Raw genomic sequence first — 13970 nt, 5'->3', positions numbered from 1 at the left:
CCGGCAGGTCGCAGGCTAAAGTTCTTCTTGTTCGCCCCGCCAGCGGGGCAACAGAACAACATGCGGCTCCGCCGCGTGTGAGGGGCTATAGCTCAGTTGGTAGAGCGCCTGCATGGCATGCAGGAGGTCAGGAGTTCAATTCTCCTTAGCTCCACGTCAAGATCCCGTTCCCGGTGTGGGGGCGGGATTTTTCGTGCTCCGGCTTGAGTCACTCGGGCTCGCTGAGGCGTATACCTCTACGGCCCCGCCGGGTGGCGTGTCCGGACTGGTACTGAGGCGTCGCTGACCGTATTGGCCCGGCCGTGGCAGAATCAAACGGCCGGAAGGGGGCGCGGCCCGACGGGAGGAGTAGCGATGCCTGCGAGCATCCTCGAGGAGGTCGACCACCTCCTCGAAGCAGCGTTCACACGGGACATGTCCACCCGGCTCAGCTGCCCTTCCTGCGGTTCCGCGCACGTGGCCCAGATGCTCGGCGACAACGGCGGGATTTCCTACGTGTGCACGGCCTGCGGCCACAGCTGGAGCTGATCGATGGGTGCACACAGGCGGAAGTGCGACTGGTGCGGCAGTGGGACTCCGATCGTCCGCGACATGGAACCGATCAATCCCGACTACCAGTACTGGTGCGAGGAATGCGCGCGGGCGCTGATCATAAAAGGCGACCCGATCGAGACGTACCGCGAGTTGGAGGGCGAACCGATCTACGGCCGGCTCCTGGAGGAGCACTGCACGCTCAAGCGGTTCTATTCGTTCGTCACGGCCTGACGCTCGAAGTCTCGGGATCGACATAACAGTCATATCGGGCAAGGTGAAACCGATTTGGTGTTGGGCCCGCAGGGCCAGTAATGTTGGCGTCGCCGCCGGGGAAACCGGGCGGAGCGCGGCAAGGGGCTATAGCTCAGTTGGTAGAGCGCCTGCATGGCATGCAGGAGGTCAGGAGTTCAATTCTCCTTAGCTCCACAGCAGATGAGAAGGCGGGCCATCCGATCGGATGGCCCGCCTTCTTGTCGTGCTTGTCGCGCGTATGCGAACGGCGGGCTCCCCTGGAGGGAAGCCCGCCGGTGCGTCCGCTCAGCGGCCGAGAGCGCGGCGGCCGCGGCCCTGGGAGAGGACCGGGAGGTTGCGGGACGGCGCGCCCGGTGCGCCCGACTCCTCGATGCGCAGCGCCAGCGCCGGGCAACGGCGCACCGCGCGTAGAGCCTTGGCCTCGGCGTACCGCGGTACCTGCGCCTGCGCCACGGTCGGGAAGCCGTCGGCGCCCAGCTGGAACACCTCGGGGAGGATGTCCGCGCACAGGCCGTGGCCCCGGCACAGCGTCCAGTCGACGTAGATCTTCTGGCGGCTCGGGCCGTTCTCCTCGGACTCGCCGCCGCCGGGGATGCCCGTCGGGGCCCTGCCCCCCTCGAAGAGCGGCAGAACGCCCTCCACGGGCCGTCCGCAGCCGTTGCCGAGGACATGGGCGGCCAGGTCGTCCGTGAACGCCTTGATGGTCGACTCCAGGAACATCGCCGAGCCGTCCGGGTGCGAGCACGCGCCGCGCCGCTTCACGGTCTTGGCGACCTGCTTGAGCGCCTCCAGGGCGGCCGGTCCGCCGCCGTTGAGGATGTCCTCCAGGCCGCGCGCGGCGGCGGGCAGGCCGAGGTAGCAGGGGCCGCACTGGCCCGCGCTCTCCTCGGCCAGCCACTGCGCCACCCGCAGCGACTCGCCCAGCGGGCAGGTGTCCTGAGTGATCGGCAGGATCGCGCCGGCGCCGAGCGCACCGCCCACCGCGTCCAGTGAGTTGCGGGAGACGATCGCCTCGTTGACCGTCGCCGCGTCGATCCACTTGCCGTGGTAGCCGCCGGTGAGCACGCCCTGCGGTACCGGCGGAGCGCCGGCGAGCTGCAGGACGTAGCGCAGCGGCACACCCGTCGGGACCTCGATCACCATGGGGCGGGCGACCGCGCCGGAGACCGTGAGCATGACGGTGCCCGGCTCGTCGTACAGGCCGGTGTTGCCGTAGCGCTCGGGGCCGATGCGGGCGGCGATCGCCAGCTGGGCGAAGGTCTCGGCGTTGGAGAGCAGGGTGGGTGCGCCGCCGACGCCGTTCTGCGAGGCGCTGACCTTGCGGCCGGGCGGGATGGCCGGGCCGCCGTCGATCGAGCGGATCAGCGACGCGGCGGCACCGGTGACCATGCGGACCGGATTGCGCTGGACACGCGCGCGTAGTGCCGACCGACGGCCGTTGTTGAGGCCGCGTTCGGCGAGCGCGGCCTCCATGGAGCGCTGGGTCGACTCACGGGTGACCCCCACCACGAGCGTGCGGGCACCCAGGGCCTCGGCGCACAGCAGCGCGCCGTCCAGGATCAGATGCGGGGCACGGTTGATCAGCACCGTGTCCTTGCGGCAGGCCGGCTCGTCCTCGCTTCCGTTCACCACGACGACCGGCCGGACGCCGCGCTTGATCGCCGCTTCGGCGACCGAGCGCAGCTTCTTGTGGAAGGGGAAGCCCGCGCCGCCGCGGCCCTTCAGGTTGATGCGTTCGGCGAGCTGCGCGAGCTGCTCACCGCCCATCGGCTCGAGCGGCCCGTGCACCTTGAGGTGCATGGGCAGATCGAGCCGATCGACAAGGTCGAAGCCCGACGTGAGCTGGGGAAGGCCGACCACGCGGACTTCGGGTACGTCGGGCAGGGCCTCGTTCACTTAAAGCCTCCGGAAGGCGTGTTCCAAGGTTCGCCCGATCCCGGTGCGTCGAAGTCGTAGGACGCACCGGGGTTTGTGTCAGTGGCGGGACCGCTGTTGTACGTGTCGTTCGGGTAGTACGTGTTGAAGGCGGCGTTCGTCTCACCCGTGTCGTACACGTCACTCGATCCGTAACCGGCGGTGCCTGGATTGCCGTAGGCCGGGATGCTTTGTCCGGTGTCCTGGAGGGGGTCGTAGGGCGGGATGTTGAAGCCCGTGTCCTGGAGCGGGTCGTAGGCGGACGGCGGGGCCTCGCCGACCGGTGGCGGGGACGGGATCGGCCAGTTGCCCGAGGTGCTGGAGGGGCCGTCCACGGTCGGGATGGCCTCGGTGGGCTGCATGTCCAGCGGCAGCTGCATGCTGGTGGTCGACCCGGGCGCGTAGGCCTGGCGGCCCTGGGGAGGGCCCGAGACGGCCCGGTAGGCGGCGGCGAAGCCGTTCGCCGGCTCCTTGGCCGCAGGGCGTTCCGCCTTCTCGTACAGCGGCCCCGACGGGGACGCCGCGGGGCGCGCCGACGAGCCCCGGCCCTCCCGGTCGGGGGGCGCGAAGCCGCCGCCCGCCCGGGCCCGGCTCTCCTCCAGGTCCCTGCGGCCCAGGCCCTCACCGGGTCCGATCATCGAGGCGATCTTGTCGGCGACCCGGCGCTTGACCGGGCGCGGAGCCGCGCGCAGGGCGAGCGCTCCGGCCACGCCGGCCAGGGACAGGCAGTACAGGATGACGAAGATCGGCTTGGCCGAGCGACCCGCGTAGAGGCCGTGGACCAGGGCGGCGCACCAGGCCGGATAGGCCAGCATGTGCATGGCCCGCCAGCGGGCCGCGACGGGCGCGGGGGACGCGAAGCGGTTGCGCAGCACGCCGGTGATGCCCACGAAGATCATGAGCATGCCCGCCAGGGTGCCCAGGCCGATCAGGAACGACCTGCCTCCGACCAGCTCCTCGTCGGTGAACACCAGCCCGAAGGGGATCACCGCGGCGATCCACGAGGTGTGGGCCAGCGCCAGCTTCACCCCGATGTGCACCAGCAGGAAGACGATCGAGGCGACGGCAGTGGTCCGGTGCACGGCCTGGGCCAGGATGCGGCGGCGGGTGTCGAGCAGGACCCGGTCCTGGGCGACCAGCCCCCAGATCACCGAGCATGTCAGACACACGAGGGACAGCACGCCCGCACCGAAGTTGAGGAACTCGGCGAACGAGTCGTCTGCCGTGGAGTCGTAGGGGTTCACGACCGGCCTCCCCGCGTCCCGGCGACCGGGGGTAGGGAGGTGTTACTGCGATGAGGGTTCATGGGGGCAACTCCGAGCGGTTCGGGAAAGCAGCGGTCCCGCTGCCGAACTCTAAGCGGAGTCATACCGATCAGTACGAGGTTTGAGTTATTGCGTTGTTACCAAAGGACAATATGGCTGTTGCGATGTCCCTTAGCGGCTGTTACGCGAAGTAACTATTGACCAAGATTCAGCTTTTCGGGCGGCGGGACGGCCCTCGGAAGTGCGTCGCGGCACGCTGAGGGCCTGCGGTACCCTAGCGCCATGCGTGCCGTACGCCTTCTGCTTAGCGGGCCGCGCTGATCAGTCCCGGCCACCGGAGTAGTCGAGTGGCCGGCATCGGCGCGGCGTCCCCTCCTGTGTGAGGGGATTTTTCGTTTCTCGAACCAGACAGCCGCAGGCAGAGACGATCGATGGAGCTTTGAGGATCATGAGCGAGACGAACCCCGCCGCCACCTCCGAGGTGGCGGCGCCGCACCGCTACACGGCCGCCATGGCTGCCGAGATCGAGGCACGCTGGCAGGACTTCTGGGACACCGACGGCACCTACGCCGCGCCCAACCCCAAGGGCGACCTGGCCGGTGACCGGGAGATCGTCGACCGCCCCAAGAAGTTCATCATGGACATGTTCCCGTACCCCTCCGGTGCCGGCCTGCACGTCGGCCACCCCCTGGGCTACATCGCCACGGACGTGTTCGCGCGCTTCCAGCGGATGACCGGCCACAACGTCCTGCACACCCTGGGCTTCGACGCCTTCGGCCTGCCCGCCGAGCAGTACGCGGTGCAGACCGGCACGCACCCGCGCGTGTCCACCGAGGCCAACATGGAGAACATGAAGTCCCAGCTGCGCCGGCTGGGCCTGGGCCACGACAAGCGCCGGTCGTTCGCCACGATCGACCCGGACTACTACAAGTGGACCCAGTGGATCTTCCTGCAGATCTTCAACTCCTGGTACGACCACGACGCCCGCCGCGCCCGCCCGATCGCCGAACTGGTCGCCGAGTTCGAGTCCGGTGAGCGGCCCGTACCGGGGCACACGCGCGCGTGGAGCGAGCTGAGCGCCGCCGAGAAGGCCGACGTCCTGGGCGAGTTCCGGCTGGCCTACGCCTCCGACGCGCCGGTCAACTGGTGCCCGGGACTGGGCACCGTGCTGGCCAACGAGGAGGTCACCGCCGAGGGCCGTTCCGAACGCGGCAACTTCCCGGTCTTCAAGGCCAAGCTGCGCCAGTGGAACATGCGCATCACGGCCTACGCCGACCGGCTGCTGGAGGACCTGGACGCGCTGGACTGGCCCGAGGCCATCAAGCTGCAGCAGCGCAACTGGATCGGCCGCTCCGAGGGCGCACGCGTCGACTTCCCCATCGACGGCGAGCGCATCACCGTCTTCACCACCCGCCCGGACACCCTGTTCGGCGCCACCTACATGGTGCTGGCGCCCGAGCACCCGCTGGTGGAGAAGTTCACCCCGGCCGCCTGGCCGGAGGGCACCCACGAGGTGTGGACCGGCGGCCACGCGACCCCCGGTGAGGCCGTCGCCGCCTACCGCGCCCAGGCCGCCTCGAAGTCCGACGTCGAGCGGCAGGCCGAGGCCAAGGACAAGACCGGCGTCTTCATCGGCGCGTACGCGACCAACCCGGTCAACGGCGAGCAGGTCCCGGTCTTCATCGCCGACTACGTGCTGATGGGCTACGGCACCGGCGCGATCATGGCCGTGCCGGCCCATGACACGCGCGACTTCGCCTTCGCCCGGGCCTTCGAGCTGCCGATCCGCTGCGTGGTCGAGCCGACCGACGGCCGCGGCACCGACACGTCCACGTGGGACGACGCCTTCGCCTCCTACGACGCGAAGATCGTGAACTCCTCCGGCACCGGCGTGTCCCTGGACGGCCTGGGCGTCGTCGAGGCCAAGGCGCGCATCACCGAGTGGCTGGAGGCCGAGGGCGTCGGCGAGGGCACCGTCAACTTCCGGCTGCGTGACTGGCTGTTCAGCCGCCAGCGCTACTGGGGCGAGCCCTTCCCGATCGTCTACGACGAGGACGGCATCGCCCATGCGCTGCCCGAGTCGATGCTGCCCCTGGAGCTGCCCGAGGTCGAGGACTACTCGCCGCGCACCTTCGACCCGGACGACGCCGACACCCAGCCCGAGACGCCGCTGTCGCGCAACGAGGACTGGGTCAACGTCACCCTGGACCTGGGCGACGGCCGGGGCCCGCGCGCGTACCGGCGCGAGACCAACACCATGCCCAACTGGGCCGGTTCCTGCTGGTACGAGCTGCGCTACCTGGACCCGCACAACTCCGAGAAGCTGGTCGACCCCGAGATCGAGCAGTACTGGATGGGACCGCGCGAGGACCGGCCGCACGGCGGTGTCGACCTGTACGTCGGCGGCGCCGAGCACGCCGTGCTGCACTTGCTGTACGCGCGCTTCTGGTCCAAGGTCCTGTACGACCTGGGACACGTCTCGTCCGCCGAGCCGTTCCACAAGCTGTTCAACCAGGGCATGATCCAGGCCTACGTCTACCGCGACAGCCGCGGCATCGCGGTGCCGGCCGCCGAGGTGGAGGAGCGCGACGGTGCCTACTGGTACCAGGGCGAGAAGGTCTCCCGGCTGCTGGGCAAGATGGGCAAGTCCCTGAAGAACGCGGTCACTCCGGACGAGATCTGCGCCGAGTACGGAGCCGACACACTGCGCCTGTACGAGATGGCCATGGGCCCGCTGGACGTCTCCCGTCCCTGGGACACGCGCGCGGTGGTCGGCCAGTTCCGGCTGCTGCAGCGGCTGTGGCGCAACATCGTCGACGAGGCCACCGGCGAGGTGACCGTGGTCGACGCCGAACCGGACGAGGAGACGCTGCGTGCCCTGCACAAGGCGATCGACGGGGTCCGCGGCGACCTGGAGGGCATGCGGTTCAACACCGCCATCGCCAAGGTCACCGAGCTGAACAACCACCTGACCAAGGCCGGCGGCGCAGTGCCGCGCTCCGTCGCCGAGCCGCTGGTGCTGATGGTCGCGCCGCTGGCCCCGCACATCGCCGAGGAGCTGTGGCGCAGGCTGGGGCACACGGACTCGGTGGTGCACCGGGACTTCCCGGTGGCCGACCCGGCGTACGTGGTCGACGAGACCGTGACCTGTGTCGTGCAGATCAAGGGCAAGGTCAAGGCGCGGCTGGAGGTCGCGCCGTCGATCTCCGACGACGAACTGGAGAAGGTCGCGCTGGCGGACGAGAAGGTCGTCGCCGCGCTGGGCGGCGCCGGGATCCGGAAGGTGATCGTGCGCGCGCCGAAGCTGGTGAACATCGTTCCGGCGTAGCCGCCAGGACGTACGGACCGCTCTCGGGGTGGTCCCCTACGGGCAGGTTCGGGGTCTTTCTGGAACTCCGGACCTGCCTGTTGCGTTTACCGTGGAAGAGCGACGCGAGGCGCCGTGACGTCCTGAGGAGGAGCCCTTGTGGAAGCAGTGATCGCAGTCTTCGCCCTGCTCTTCGTGCTCTTTCTCGGGCTCGGGGCGTACGCCACCGTGAAGGCGGTCGGCGCCGCCAAGCGTGGCGTGGACCGCGGCATCACCCAGGCCCGCCGCACGGTCGAGGACCACACACTGCGCGCCAAGTCCTTCGCCCAGCCCGGCGCCGCGGGCGAACTCGCCCAGCTCCGGTTGAAGCTGCGCACCTCGATGCGCGCCACCCAGGAGGCCTTGCACGCGACCGTCGCGGAGGACGAGTCCCTGAAGGAGTCGGTGGGCCTCTTCGAACGGCTCAGCGCGCTCGGACACGAGCTGGACGGCGAGCTCAAGCGCCTGGAGTCCGAGCCGGACCGCGCCGCCCTCACCGAGCGGCTGCCCGGGCTGCGCGAGCGCACCGAACGCATCACGCACTCGGCGGACTCGCTGCGCTGGGCGGCCCGCGACCGGGCCCGCCGCTTCGCCGACGACGACCTGGACACGCTCAGTGCCCAGATCGACCTGGAGTCCGGCGCACTGCGGCACTGGACGGGGCCGGAGCCGCAGTCCGCGTCCTCGCAGCAGCCCGCGTCCTCGCAGCAGCCCTCGTCGTCCCGGCAGCCCGGCTCGCCGTCGCAGCCCGCGGCGCCGTGGCCCGAGGCGCCCGCCGCCGACGCCGGCGCGGCCGGGCAGACCTGGCCGGACAGCGCGCAGCCGGGCCCGGCGCAGGAACCGGCACGGCCCGCCATCACGCCGCCGGGACCACGCCTGACCCACCCCTGGCAGAAGAAGCCCCGTCCCGAGAGCACCACTTGAACCGGCCACTCGCGCCGCAGGGCGCAGGGCCGGGGCTGCCACACGAGCGCTACGGCAGGTAACCTCCAGCTCATGTCCCGCCATGTCGCGATCGTCACCGATTCAACGGCCTACCTGCCGACCCGGACGATGGAGCGTCACGGCATCACAGCGGTACCGCTGACGGTGGTCCTCGGTGACCGGGCGCTGGAGGAGGGCACCGAGATCTCGACCCGTGCCCTCGCCCAGGCTTTGCAGAAGCGGCGCTCCGTGACGACGTCGCGGCCCGCTCCCGCGGTTTTCGAGGAGACCTACCGCAAGGTCGCCGAGTCCGGCGCCACCGGCATCGTCTCCCTCCACCTCTCCGCCGAACTGTCCGGCACGTACGACGCGGCCGTCGTGGCCGCACGGCAGGCACCGGTGCCGGTGCGGGTGGTGGACACCGGCATGATCGCGATGGCGCTCGGCTTCTGCGCGCTCTCCGCGGCGGAGGCAGCGGAGTCGGGCGGGACGGTCGACGAGGCCGTGGCAGCAGCGGAGAAGAGAGCCGCGGGCACCTCTGCCTACTTCTACGTCGACACCCTCGACTACCTGCGGCGCGGCGGCCGTATCGGTGCCGCGCAGGCGCTGCTGGGCTCGGCGCTCGCGGTGAAGCCGCTGCTGCAACTGGCCGACGGCCGTATCGAACCGTTGGAGAAGGTGCGGACCGCGTCCAAGGCGATCGCCCGCCTCGAGGAGATCGCGGCCGACCGTGCGGGCAGCGCCCCGGTGGATGTCGCCGTCCACCATCTCTCCGCCCCGGACCGGGCGTCGGCGCTCGCCGACCGATTGCGGACACGGGTGTCCGGGCTGGCCGATCTGCATGTCAGCGAGGTCGGGGCGGTGATCGGGGCCCACACGGGGCCCGGGCTGCTGGGGGTCGTGGTTTCGCCCCGGTGAACGTTGCTGTGGGACTCCGGCCGCCCGTGTGAGTGACGGAGTTGTCCACAACCGGGGCCTTGTCCCCGGGATTTGACCAAGATCATCGCGGGTGGGGCGAGGTGGCCGATCCTCGTCGCATGGCACTTCGATCACGTTCACGCACAGCGACCGCGACCAGTGGGCCGGGCCGTGGGCCGGCGTCCGACGGGCGCGTCCGTCCTCACCGGCGCCCGCCGGTCGCGCGCGGGCGGACCCGGCAGCGGCATGCCTCGGCGGAGGAACTTCGGCGGCGCGCAGGGGTGTTGTTCGGCGACCACACCGGGCCGGTAGGGCATCCAGGGCGGGCCGATCCGGTCGAGCGGGCCCTGGGGCACCGGGAGTCGGGGCAGGGGCCGCCGGGTTCCGGCGAGGGTGAGGAGAACCGGCGGCGGCTTGGTGGTCAGGAGACCGTCACGCAGCCCGTGGGCATCCTTGGCGAGCCGGCGGGCGGGGGCGGCGGCGCCGTGCAGGGAGTCTGGCGGGAGCGGGCCGGCCTGGCGCTGCGGGAGCGCATGCCGCTGTGGGTGCAGGCCAGGTGCGGTCTGGAGCGGCGGAGTGTGCTGGCCCTGACGGTGGTGCTCGTCGTCGCGGCGGCATTCGCCGTGCAGCACTTCTGGACGGGACGGACGCAGTCCGTGCGGCCGCCGGAGGTGGTGCGGGCGGCGGTGCCGTACGGGGAGCGGCTGGAGAGCGGACCGGCCGGACAGAAGCGCGGTCCGGGTGCCGCCGGTGCATCCGGTGCTTCGTCCGGGTCCGTGAAGGCGGGGGCGGGCGAGATCGTCGTGGACGTCGGCGGCAAGGTCCGGGAGCCGGGAATCCACCGGCTGCCGCCCGGCTCGCGGGTGGCGGACGCGCTGCACGCGGCGGGCGGGGTGAAGCCGGGCACGAACACCGACGGGCTCAACCGTGCCCGGTTCCTCGTGGACGGCGAGCAGGTGATCGTCGGGGAACCGGCTCCCGCAGGCGGACCGGGGGCGGGCGGTACGGCTCCCGGTGGCCCGGCCGGTGCGGCGGCGGGTGGGGCGGCCGCGCCGGCGGCCCCGGTCTCCCTCAACACGGCCACCGCGGAACAGCTCGACACCCTGCCGGGCGTCGGCCCGGTGCTGGCGCAGCACATCATCGACCACCGCACGCAGCACGGCGGTTTCCGTTCCGTGGACGAGCTGCGCGAGGTGAACGGCATCGGCGACCGCCGTTTCGCCGACCTGCGCGACCTCGTACGGCCATGAGGAGCCTCCCCGGGCCGCCGGCACGACAGGACGAGGCCGCGCCCGGGCTCCGCCCCGCCCGGTCGCCCGTGCACGCGTCCTCCGGCACGCGTCTGGGCACCGCCCGTCCACGCCAGGAGGGCCCGACGGACCTGCGGCTCGTACCGCCCGCCCTCGCGGCCTGGGGTACGGCGGCGCTGGTGCTGGACACCTCGCCCCAGTGGGTGCTCGGCGTCGTGCTCGGCTGCCTGGTGATCGTCGGACTGCTGCCCTTGGCCCGGAGGCATCGGGCCGCGTCATGGCCGCGCGCCACGCTCGCCGCCCTGCTGCTGTGTGTCGCTGGGGCTGCCGCCTCGGCCGGGCTGCACGGGGCGGATCTGCGCCGGGGACCCGTACCGGGCCTGGCGCGGGAGTTCGCGACGGTGACCGCCGAGGTCGAGCTCACGTCCGACCCCCGGCTCACCCGGCCCGAGGTCAGCGGCGACCGCGTGGCTCCGACGGCCGTCCTGATCTACGCCGACGTGCTGCGCGTCCACGAGGCGGGCGGCACGACGGTGACCACCCGGACACCGGTGCTGGTGATCGTGGACGTGGGCCCTGCCCCACCCGGACGAGTGGCCGGTGGAAGGGGGCGGTCGCCATGGCTCGGGCTGCTGCCGTCGACGCGGCTGCGGGTCGGTGCGCGGCTGGCGCCCGCGATGACGGGCGGCGACCGGGTCGCGGCAGTGCTGCGAGTGCGGGATCAGGGCGGACCGGACGTGGTGGGAGGTCCCTCGGGGCCGCAGCGGCTCGCCGGACGGTTGCGTGCGGGGCTGCGCGAGGCGACCGACGGGCTGCCCGCGGACGCCCGGGCGCTGTTGCCGGGCCTGGTGGTCGGGGACACCTCGCGGATCACACCCGAGCTGGAGGAGGCGTTCAAGGAGACCGATCTCACGCACACCCTGGCCGTCTCCGGGGCCAACTTCACGATTCTCCTCGCGCTGCTGCTCGGGCCACCGGGCCTGGCGCAACACGTCGAGCGGCGGGGGCTCGCGCCCCGGCTCGGTATCTCCCTGCGCGGGACGGCCGTGCTCGGCGGTGTGCTCTCGCTGGGGTTCGTCGTCGTGTGCAGACCGGATCCGAGCGTGGTGCGGGCCGCGGCCTGCGGAGCCGTGGCCCTGCTCGCCCTGGCGACCGGCCGCCGGAGGTCGATGATCCCGGCGCTGGCGACGGCGGTTCTGCTGCTGGTGCTGTACGACCCGTGGCTGGCGCGGAGTTACGGGTTCCTGCTGTCCGTCGTCGCGACCGGTGCCCTGCTCACGCTCGCGCCGCGCTGGAGTGCCGGGCTGCGGCGCCGCGGGGTGCCGCCGAGGTGGGCTGAAGCCCTGGGCGCCGCCGCAGCGGCGCAGGCCCTGTGCGCGCCCGTCGTCGCCGTGCTGTCGGCGCGGGTGAGTCTGGTGGCGGTGCCGTGCAATCTGCTCGCGGAGTTCGCCATCGCGCCGGCGACCGTGCTGGGGTTCGCGGCACTGGCGACGGCGCCGGTGGCGATGCCGGTGGCCAAGGCCCTGGCGTGGTGCGCGCACTGGCCCGCCGAGTGGATCGCACGGATCGCCCGGACCGGGGCGGCACTGCCGGGCGGGGGAGTGGACTGGCCGGGCAGTTGGACGGGCGCGGCGCTGCTGCTTGCCGTGATCCTGGCCCTGGTGCTCGTCGGACGGCGGTTGCTCGGGCATCCCTGGTGGTGCGGGGTCTGCGGAGTGTTGTTGCTTCTGGTGGTGGTGCAGCCGCCACCGCTGACCAGGGTGGTGACGGGCTGGCCGCCGCCCGGCTGGCGGCTGGTGATGTGTGACGTGGGACAGGGTGACGCCCTGGTGCTCGCGGCGGGCGAGGGGGCCGGAGTGGTGGTGGACGCGGGGCCCGATCCGCGGCTCGTCGACCACTGTCTGCGCTCACTGGGCATCAGCAGGATCCCGTTGATCGTGCTCACCCACTTCCACGCCGATCACGTGGCGGGCCTGCCCGGAGTGCTGCGTGGACGGGCGGTGGGCGCGATCGGGACGACGGGGCTGGAGGAGCCCGCGGACCAGGCCGCGTTCGTACGGAGGCTGGCGGCGGCGCGGCGGATTCCCGTGACACGGGCGGCGGTCGGGGAACAGCGGCGCACGGGGGAGTTGTCCTGGCAGGTGGTCTGGCCGCCCCCGAGCCCGCCGCCGGACTCGCCGCCGGGGGTGCTCCCGGGGGTGCTTCCGGCCCACCCGGTGCCGGAGGGGCCGAACGACGCCAGCGTCGCCCTGCTGGTCCGCTCGGCCGGACTGCGCCTGCTCCTCCTCGGGGATCTGGAGCCCCCGGCGCAGAGGGCACTGGCACGCTCGCCGGCGGCCGAGGCGCTGGAGGGCGTGGACGTGCTGAAGGTCGCCCACCACGGCTCGGCCTACCAGGACCCGGGCCTCATGCGCCGGGCGGCCCCGCGGCTGGCCCTCATCTCCTGCGGCGAGGACAACTCGTACGGGCACCCGGCGCCGGGCACGGTGGCGGCGCTGCGCGCCGGGGGCGCAACGGTGCTGCGGACGGACCGGGACGGCGCGCTCGCGGTCACCGGAGAGGGCGGCGAGCTGAAGGTGGCGCGAGACTGAAGTCATGAACTCAGCACAGGTTGATGCCTATCTCCGCCGACTGGGAGTCGAGCACCCGGCGTGGCCCACCGTCGACGCGCTGCGGGAACTGCACCTGCGGCACCTGCAGACCGTGCCCTTCGAGAACCTCTCGATCCATCTGGGCGAGGAGATCGTGCTGGAGGAGAAGCGGCTGCTGGACAAGGTGGTGAGCGCGCGGCGGGGCGGGTTCTGCTACGAACTCAACGGCTCCTTCGGGGCGTTGCTCACGGCACTGGGGTACGACGTGGCGCTGCTGGCGGCGCGGGTGTACGGGGACGAGGGGCGGCTCGGGATCCCGTACGACCATCTCGCGCTGAGGGTACGGACGGTGGACGGGGGTGACTGGCTGGCCGATGTCGGTTTCGGGGCGCACAGCCACCTTCCGCTGGCGTTCGGGGACCGGGGGAAGCAGGAGGACCCGGGGGGCACGTTCCGGATCGTCGAGGCGGGGCCGGACGCGGCCGGGGTGCGCGGTGGGCACGGCACGGTGGAGGCTGCGGACCTGGACGTGTTCCGGGACGGCAGACCGCAGTACCGCCTGGAGGTGCGTCCTCGGGCGCTGGGTGACTTCGTGGCCGGGGCGTGGTGGCACAGCACGTCGTCGGTGTCGCATTTCACGCGGTCGCTGGTGTGTTCGCGGGTGACGGAGGAGGGAGGGCGGATCACGCTCAGCGGGCGCCGGCTCACGGTGACGGCGGCCGACGGCACACGGGAGGAGAGGGAGCTGGAGACGGACGAGGAGGTACTCGGGGTGTACCGGGAGCGGTTCGGGATCGAGCTCGACAGGGTGCCGGTGTCGCGAAATCCCGCGTAGAAGTCAATTCCGGCCACACCGGGCTACTCAGGCGTAGTACCAGCACATCTGCTGGTTTCCCGTGATGTGGTCCCGTCTTGCCTCGAAAGCCTCATGGGTGGTCGAATGCGTCTTCGGCACGTGTGATCAACAGTGATCAAC

Annotated in this window: 10 protein-coding genes and 2 tRNA genes; 10 read left to right on the top strand and 2 right to left on the bottom strand. The window is 71.7% G+C overall.

Features of this window, described 5'->3' with window-relative positions; genetic code table 11:
- The first annotated feature begins 81 nt into the window (after positions 1–81).
- The 4 genes from ACZ7EG_RS02650 to ACZ7EG_RS02635 all read left to right on the top strand — a co-directional run bounded on the left by ACZ7EG_RS02650 (position 82) and on the right by ACZ7EG_RS02635 (position 960).
- Positions 82–154 (top strand) — tRNA-Ala (locus ACZ7EG_RS02650).
- Between the two features lie 200 nt (positions 155–354).
- Positions 355–528, top strand: a complete 174-nt coding sequence (locus ACZ7EG_RS02645) for a hypothetical protein (protein WP_104780615.1) — start codon at positions 355–357, stop codon at positions 526–528.
- Between the two features lie 3 nt (positions 529–531).
- On the top strand, positions 532–765 hold the full coding sequence (locus ACZ7EG_RS02640; protein WP_006136074.1) for a hypothetical protein: 234 nt from the start codon (positions 532–534) through the stop codon (positions 763–765).
- Positions 766–887: 122 nt separating this feature from the next.
- A tRNA-Ala gene (locus ACZ7EG_RS02635) sits at positions 888–960 on the top strand.
- A gap of 111 nt (positions 961–1071) precedes the next feature.
- Here ACZ7EG_RS02635 and ACZ7EG_RS02630 read toward each other — a convergent pair.
- Both ACZ7EG_RS02630 and ACZ7EG_RS02625 read right to left on the bottom strand, forming a co-directional pair.
- Positions 1072–2682 carry an NADH-ubiquinone oxidoreductase-F iron-sulfur binding region domain-containing protein gene (locus ACZ7EG_RS02630; RefSeq protein WP_471071164.1) on the bottom strand — a complete coding sequence of 537 codons (1611 nt, stop codon included), beginning with the start codon at positions 2680–2682 and terminating at the stop codon, positions 1072–1074.
- Positions 2679–3944 (bottom strand): cytochrome b/b6 domain-containing protein, encoded by a 1266-nt coding sequence (locus ACZ7EG_RS02625; RefSeq protein WP_471071161.1) that lies wholly within the window; start codon positions 3942–3944, stop codon positions 2679–2681. Before ACZ7EG_RS02625 ends, ACZ7EG_RS02630 begins: the two co-directional genes overlap by 4 nt.
- A gap of 469 nt (positions 3945–4413) precedes the next feature.
- Here ACZ7EG_RS02625 and leuS point away from each other — a divergent pair, with 469 nt between their 5' ends.
- The 6 genes from leuS (at position 4414) to ACZ7EG_RS02595 (ending at position 13829) form a co-directional block, all read left to right on the top strand.
- Entirely contained in the window at positions 4414–7293 is a 2880-nt protein-coding gene (leuS, locus tag ACZ7EG_RS02620; protein WP_471071158.1) for a leucine--tRNA ligase, read from the top strand.
- Positions 7294–7431: 138 nt separating this feature from the next.
- Positions 7432–8235, top strand: a complete 804-nt coding sequence (locus tag ACZ7EG_RS02615; protein WP_471071155.1) for a hypothetical protein — start codon at positions 7432–7434, stop codon at positions 8233–8235.
- A gap of 72 nt (positions 8236–8307) precedes the next feature.
- Complete coding sequence (locus tag ACZ7EG_RS02610; RefSeq protein WP_471071152.1) at positions 8308–9153, top strand: DegV family protein; 846 nt, start codon at positions 8308–8310, stop codon at positions 9151–9153.
- A gap of 119 nt (positions 9154–9272) precedes the next feature.
- A complete protein-coding gene (locus tag ACZ7EG_RS02605) occupies positions 9273–10403 on the top strand; it encodes a ComEA family DNA-binding protein (protein ID WP_471071149.1) in 1131 nt (376 codons plus the stop codon).
- On the top strand, positions 10400–12994 hold the full coding sequence (locus ACZ7EG_RS02600) for a ComEC/Rec2 family competence protein (protein ID WP_471071145.1): 2595 nt from the start codon (positions 10400–10402) through the stop codon (positions 12992–12994). Before ACZ7EG_RS02605 ends, ACZ7EG_RS02600 begins: the two co-directional genes overlap by 4 nt.
- A gap of 4 nt (positions 12995–12998) precedes the next feature.
- Positions 12999–13829, top strand: a complete 831-nt coding sequence (locus tag ACZ7EG_RS02595) for an arylamine N-acetyltransferase family protein (RefSeq protein ID WP_471071142.1) — start codon at positions 12999–13001, stop codon at positions 13827–13829.
- Positions 13830–13970 lie beyond the last annotated feature (141 nt).

Source organism: Streptomyces sp. NPDC037100 (genome assembly GCF_055606225.1).
Note: the sequence above shows the minus strand (reverse complement) of the source record. Positions and strands in the feature narration are given on the sequence as shown.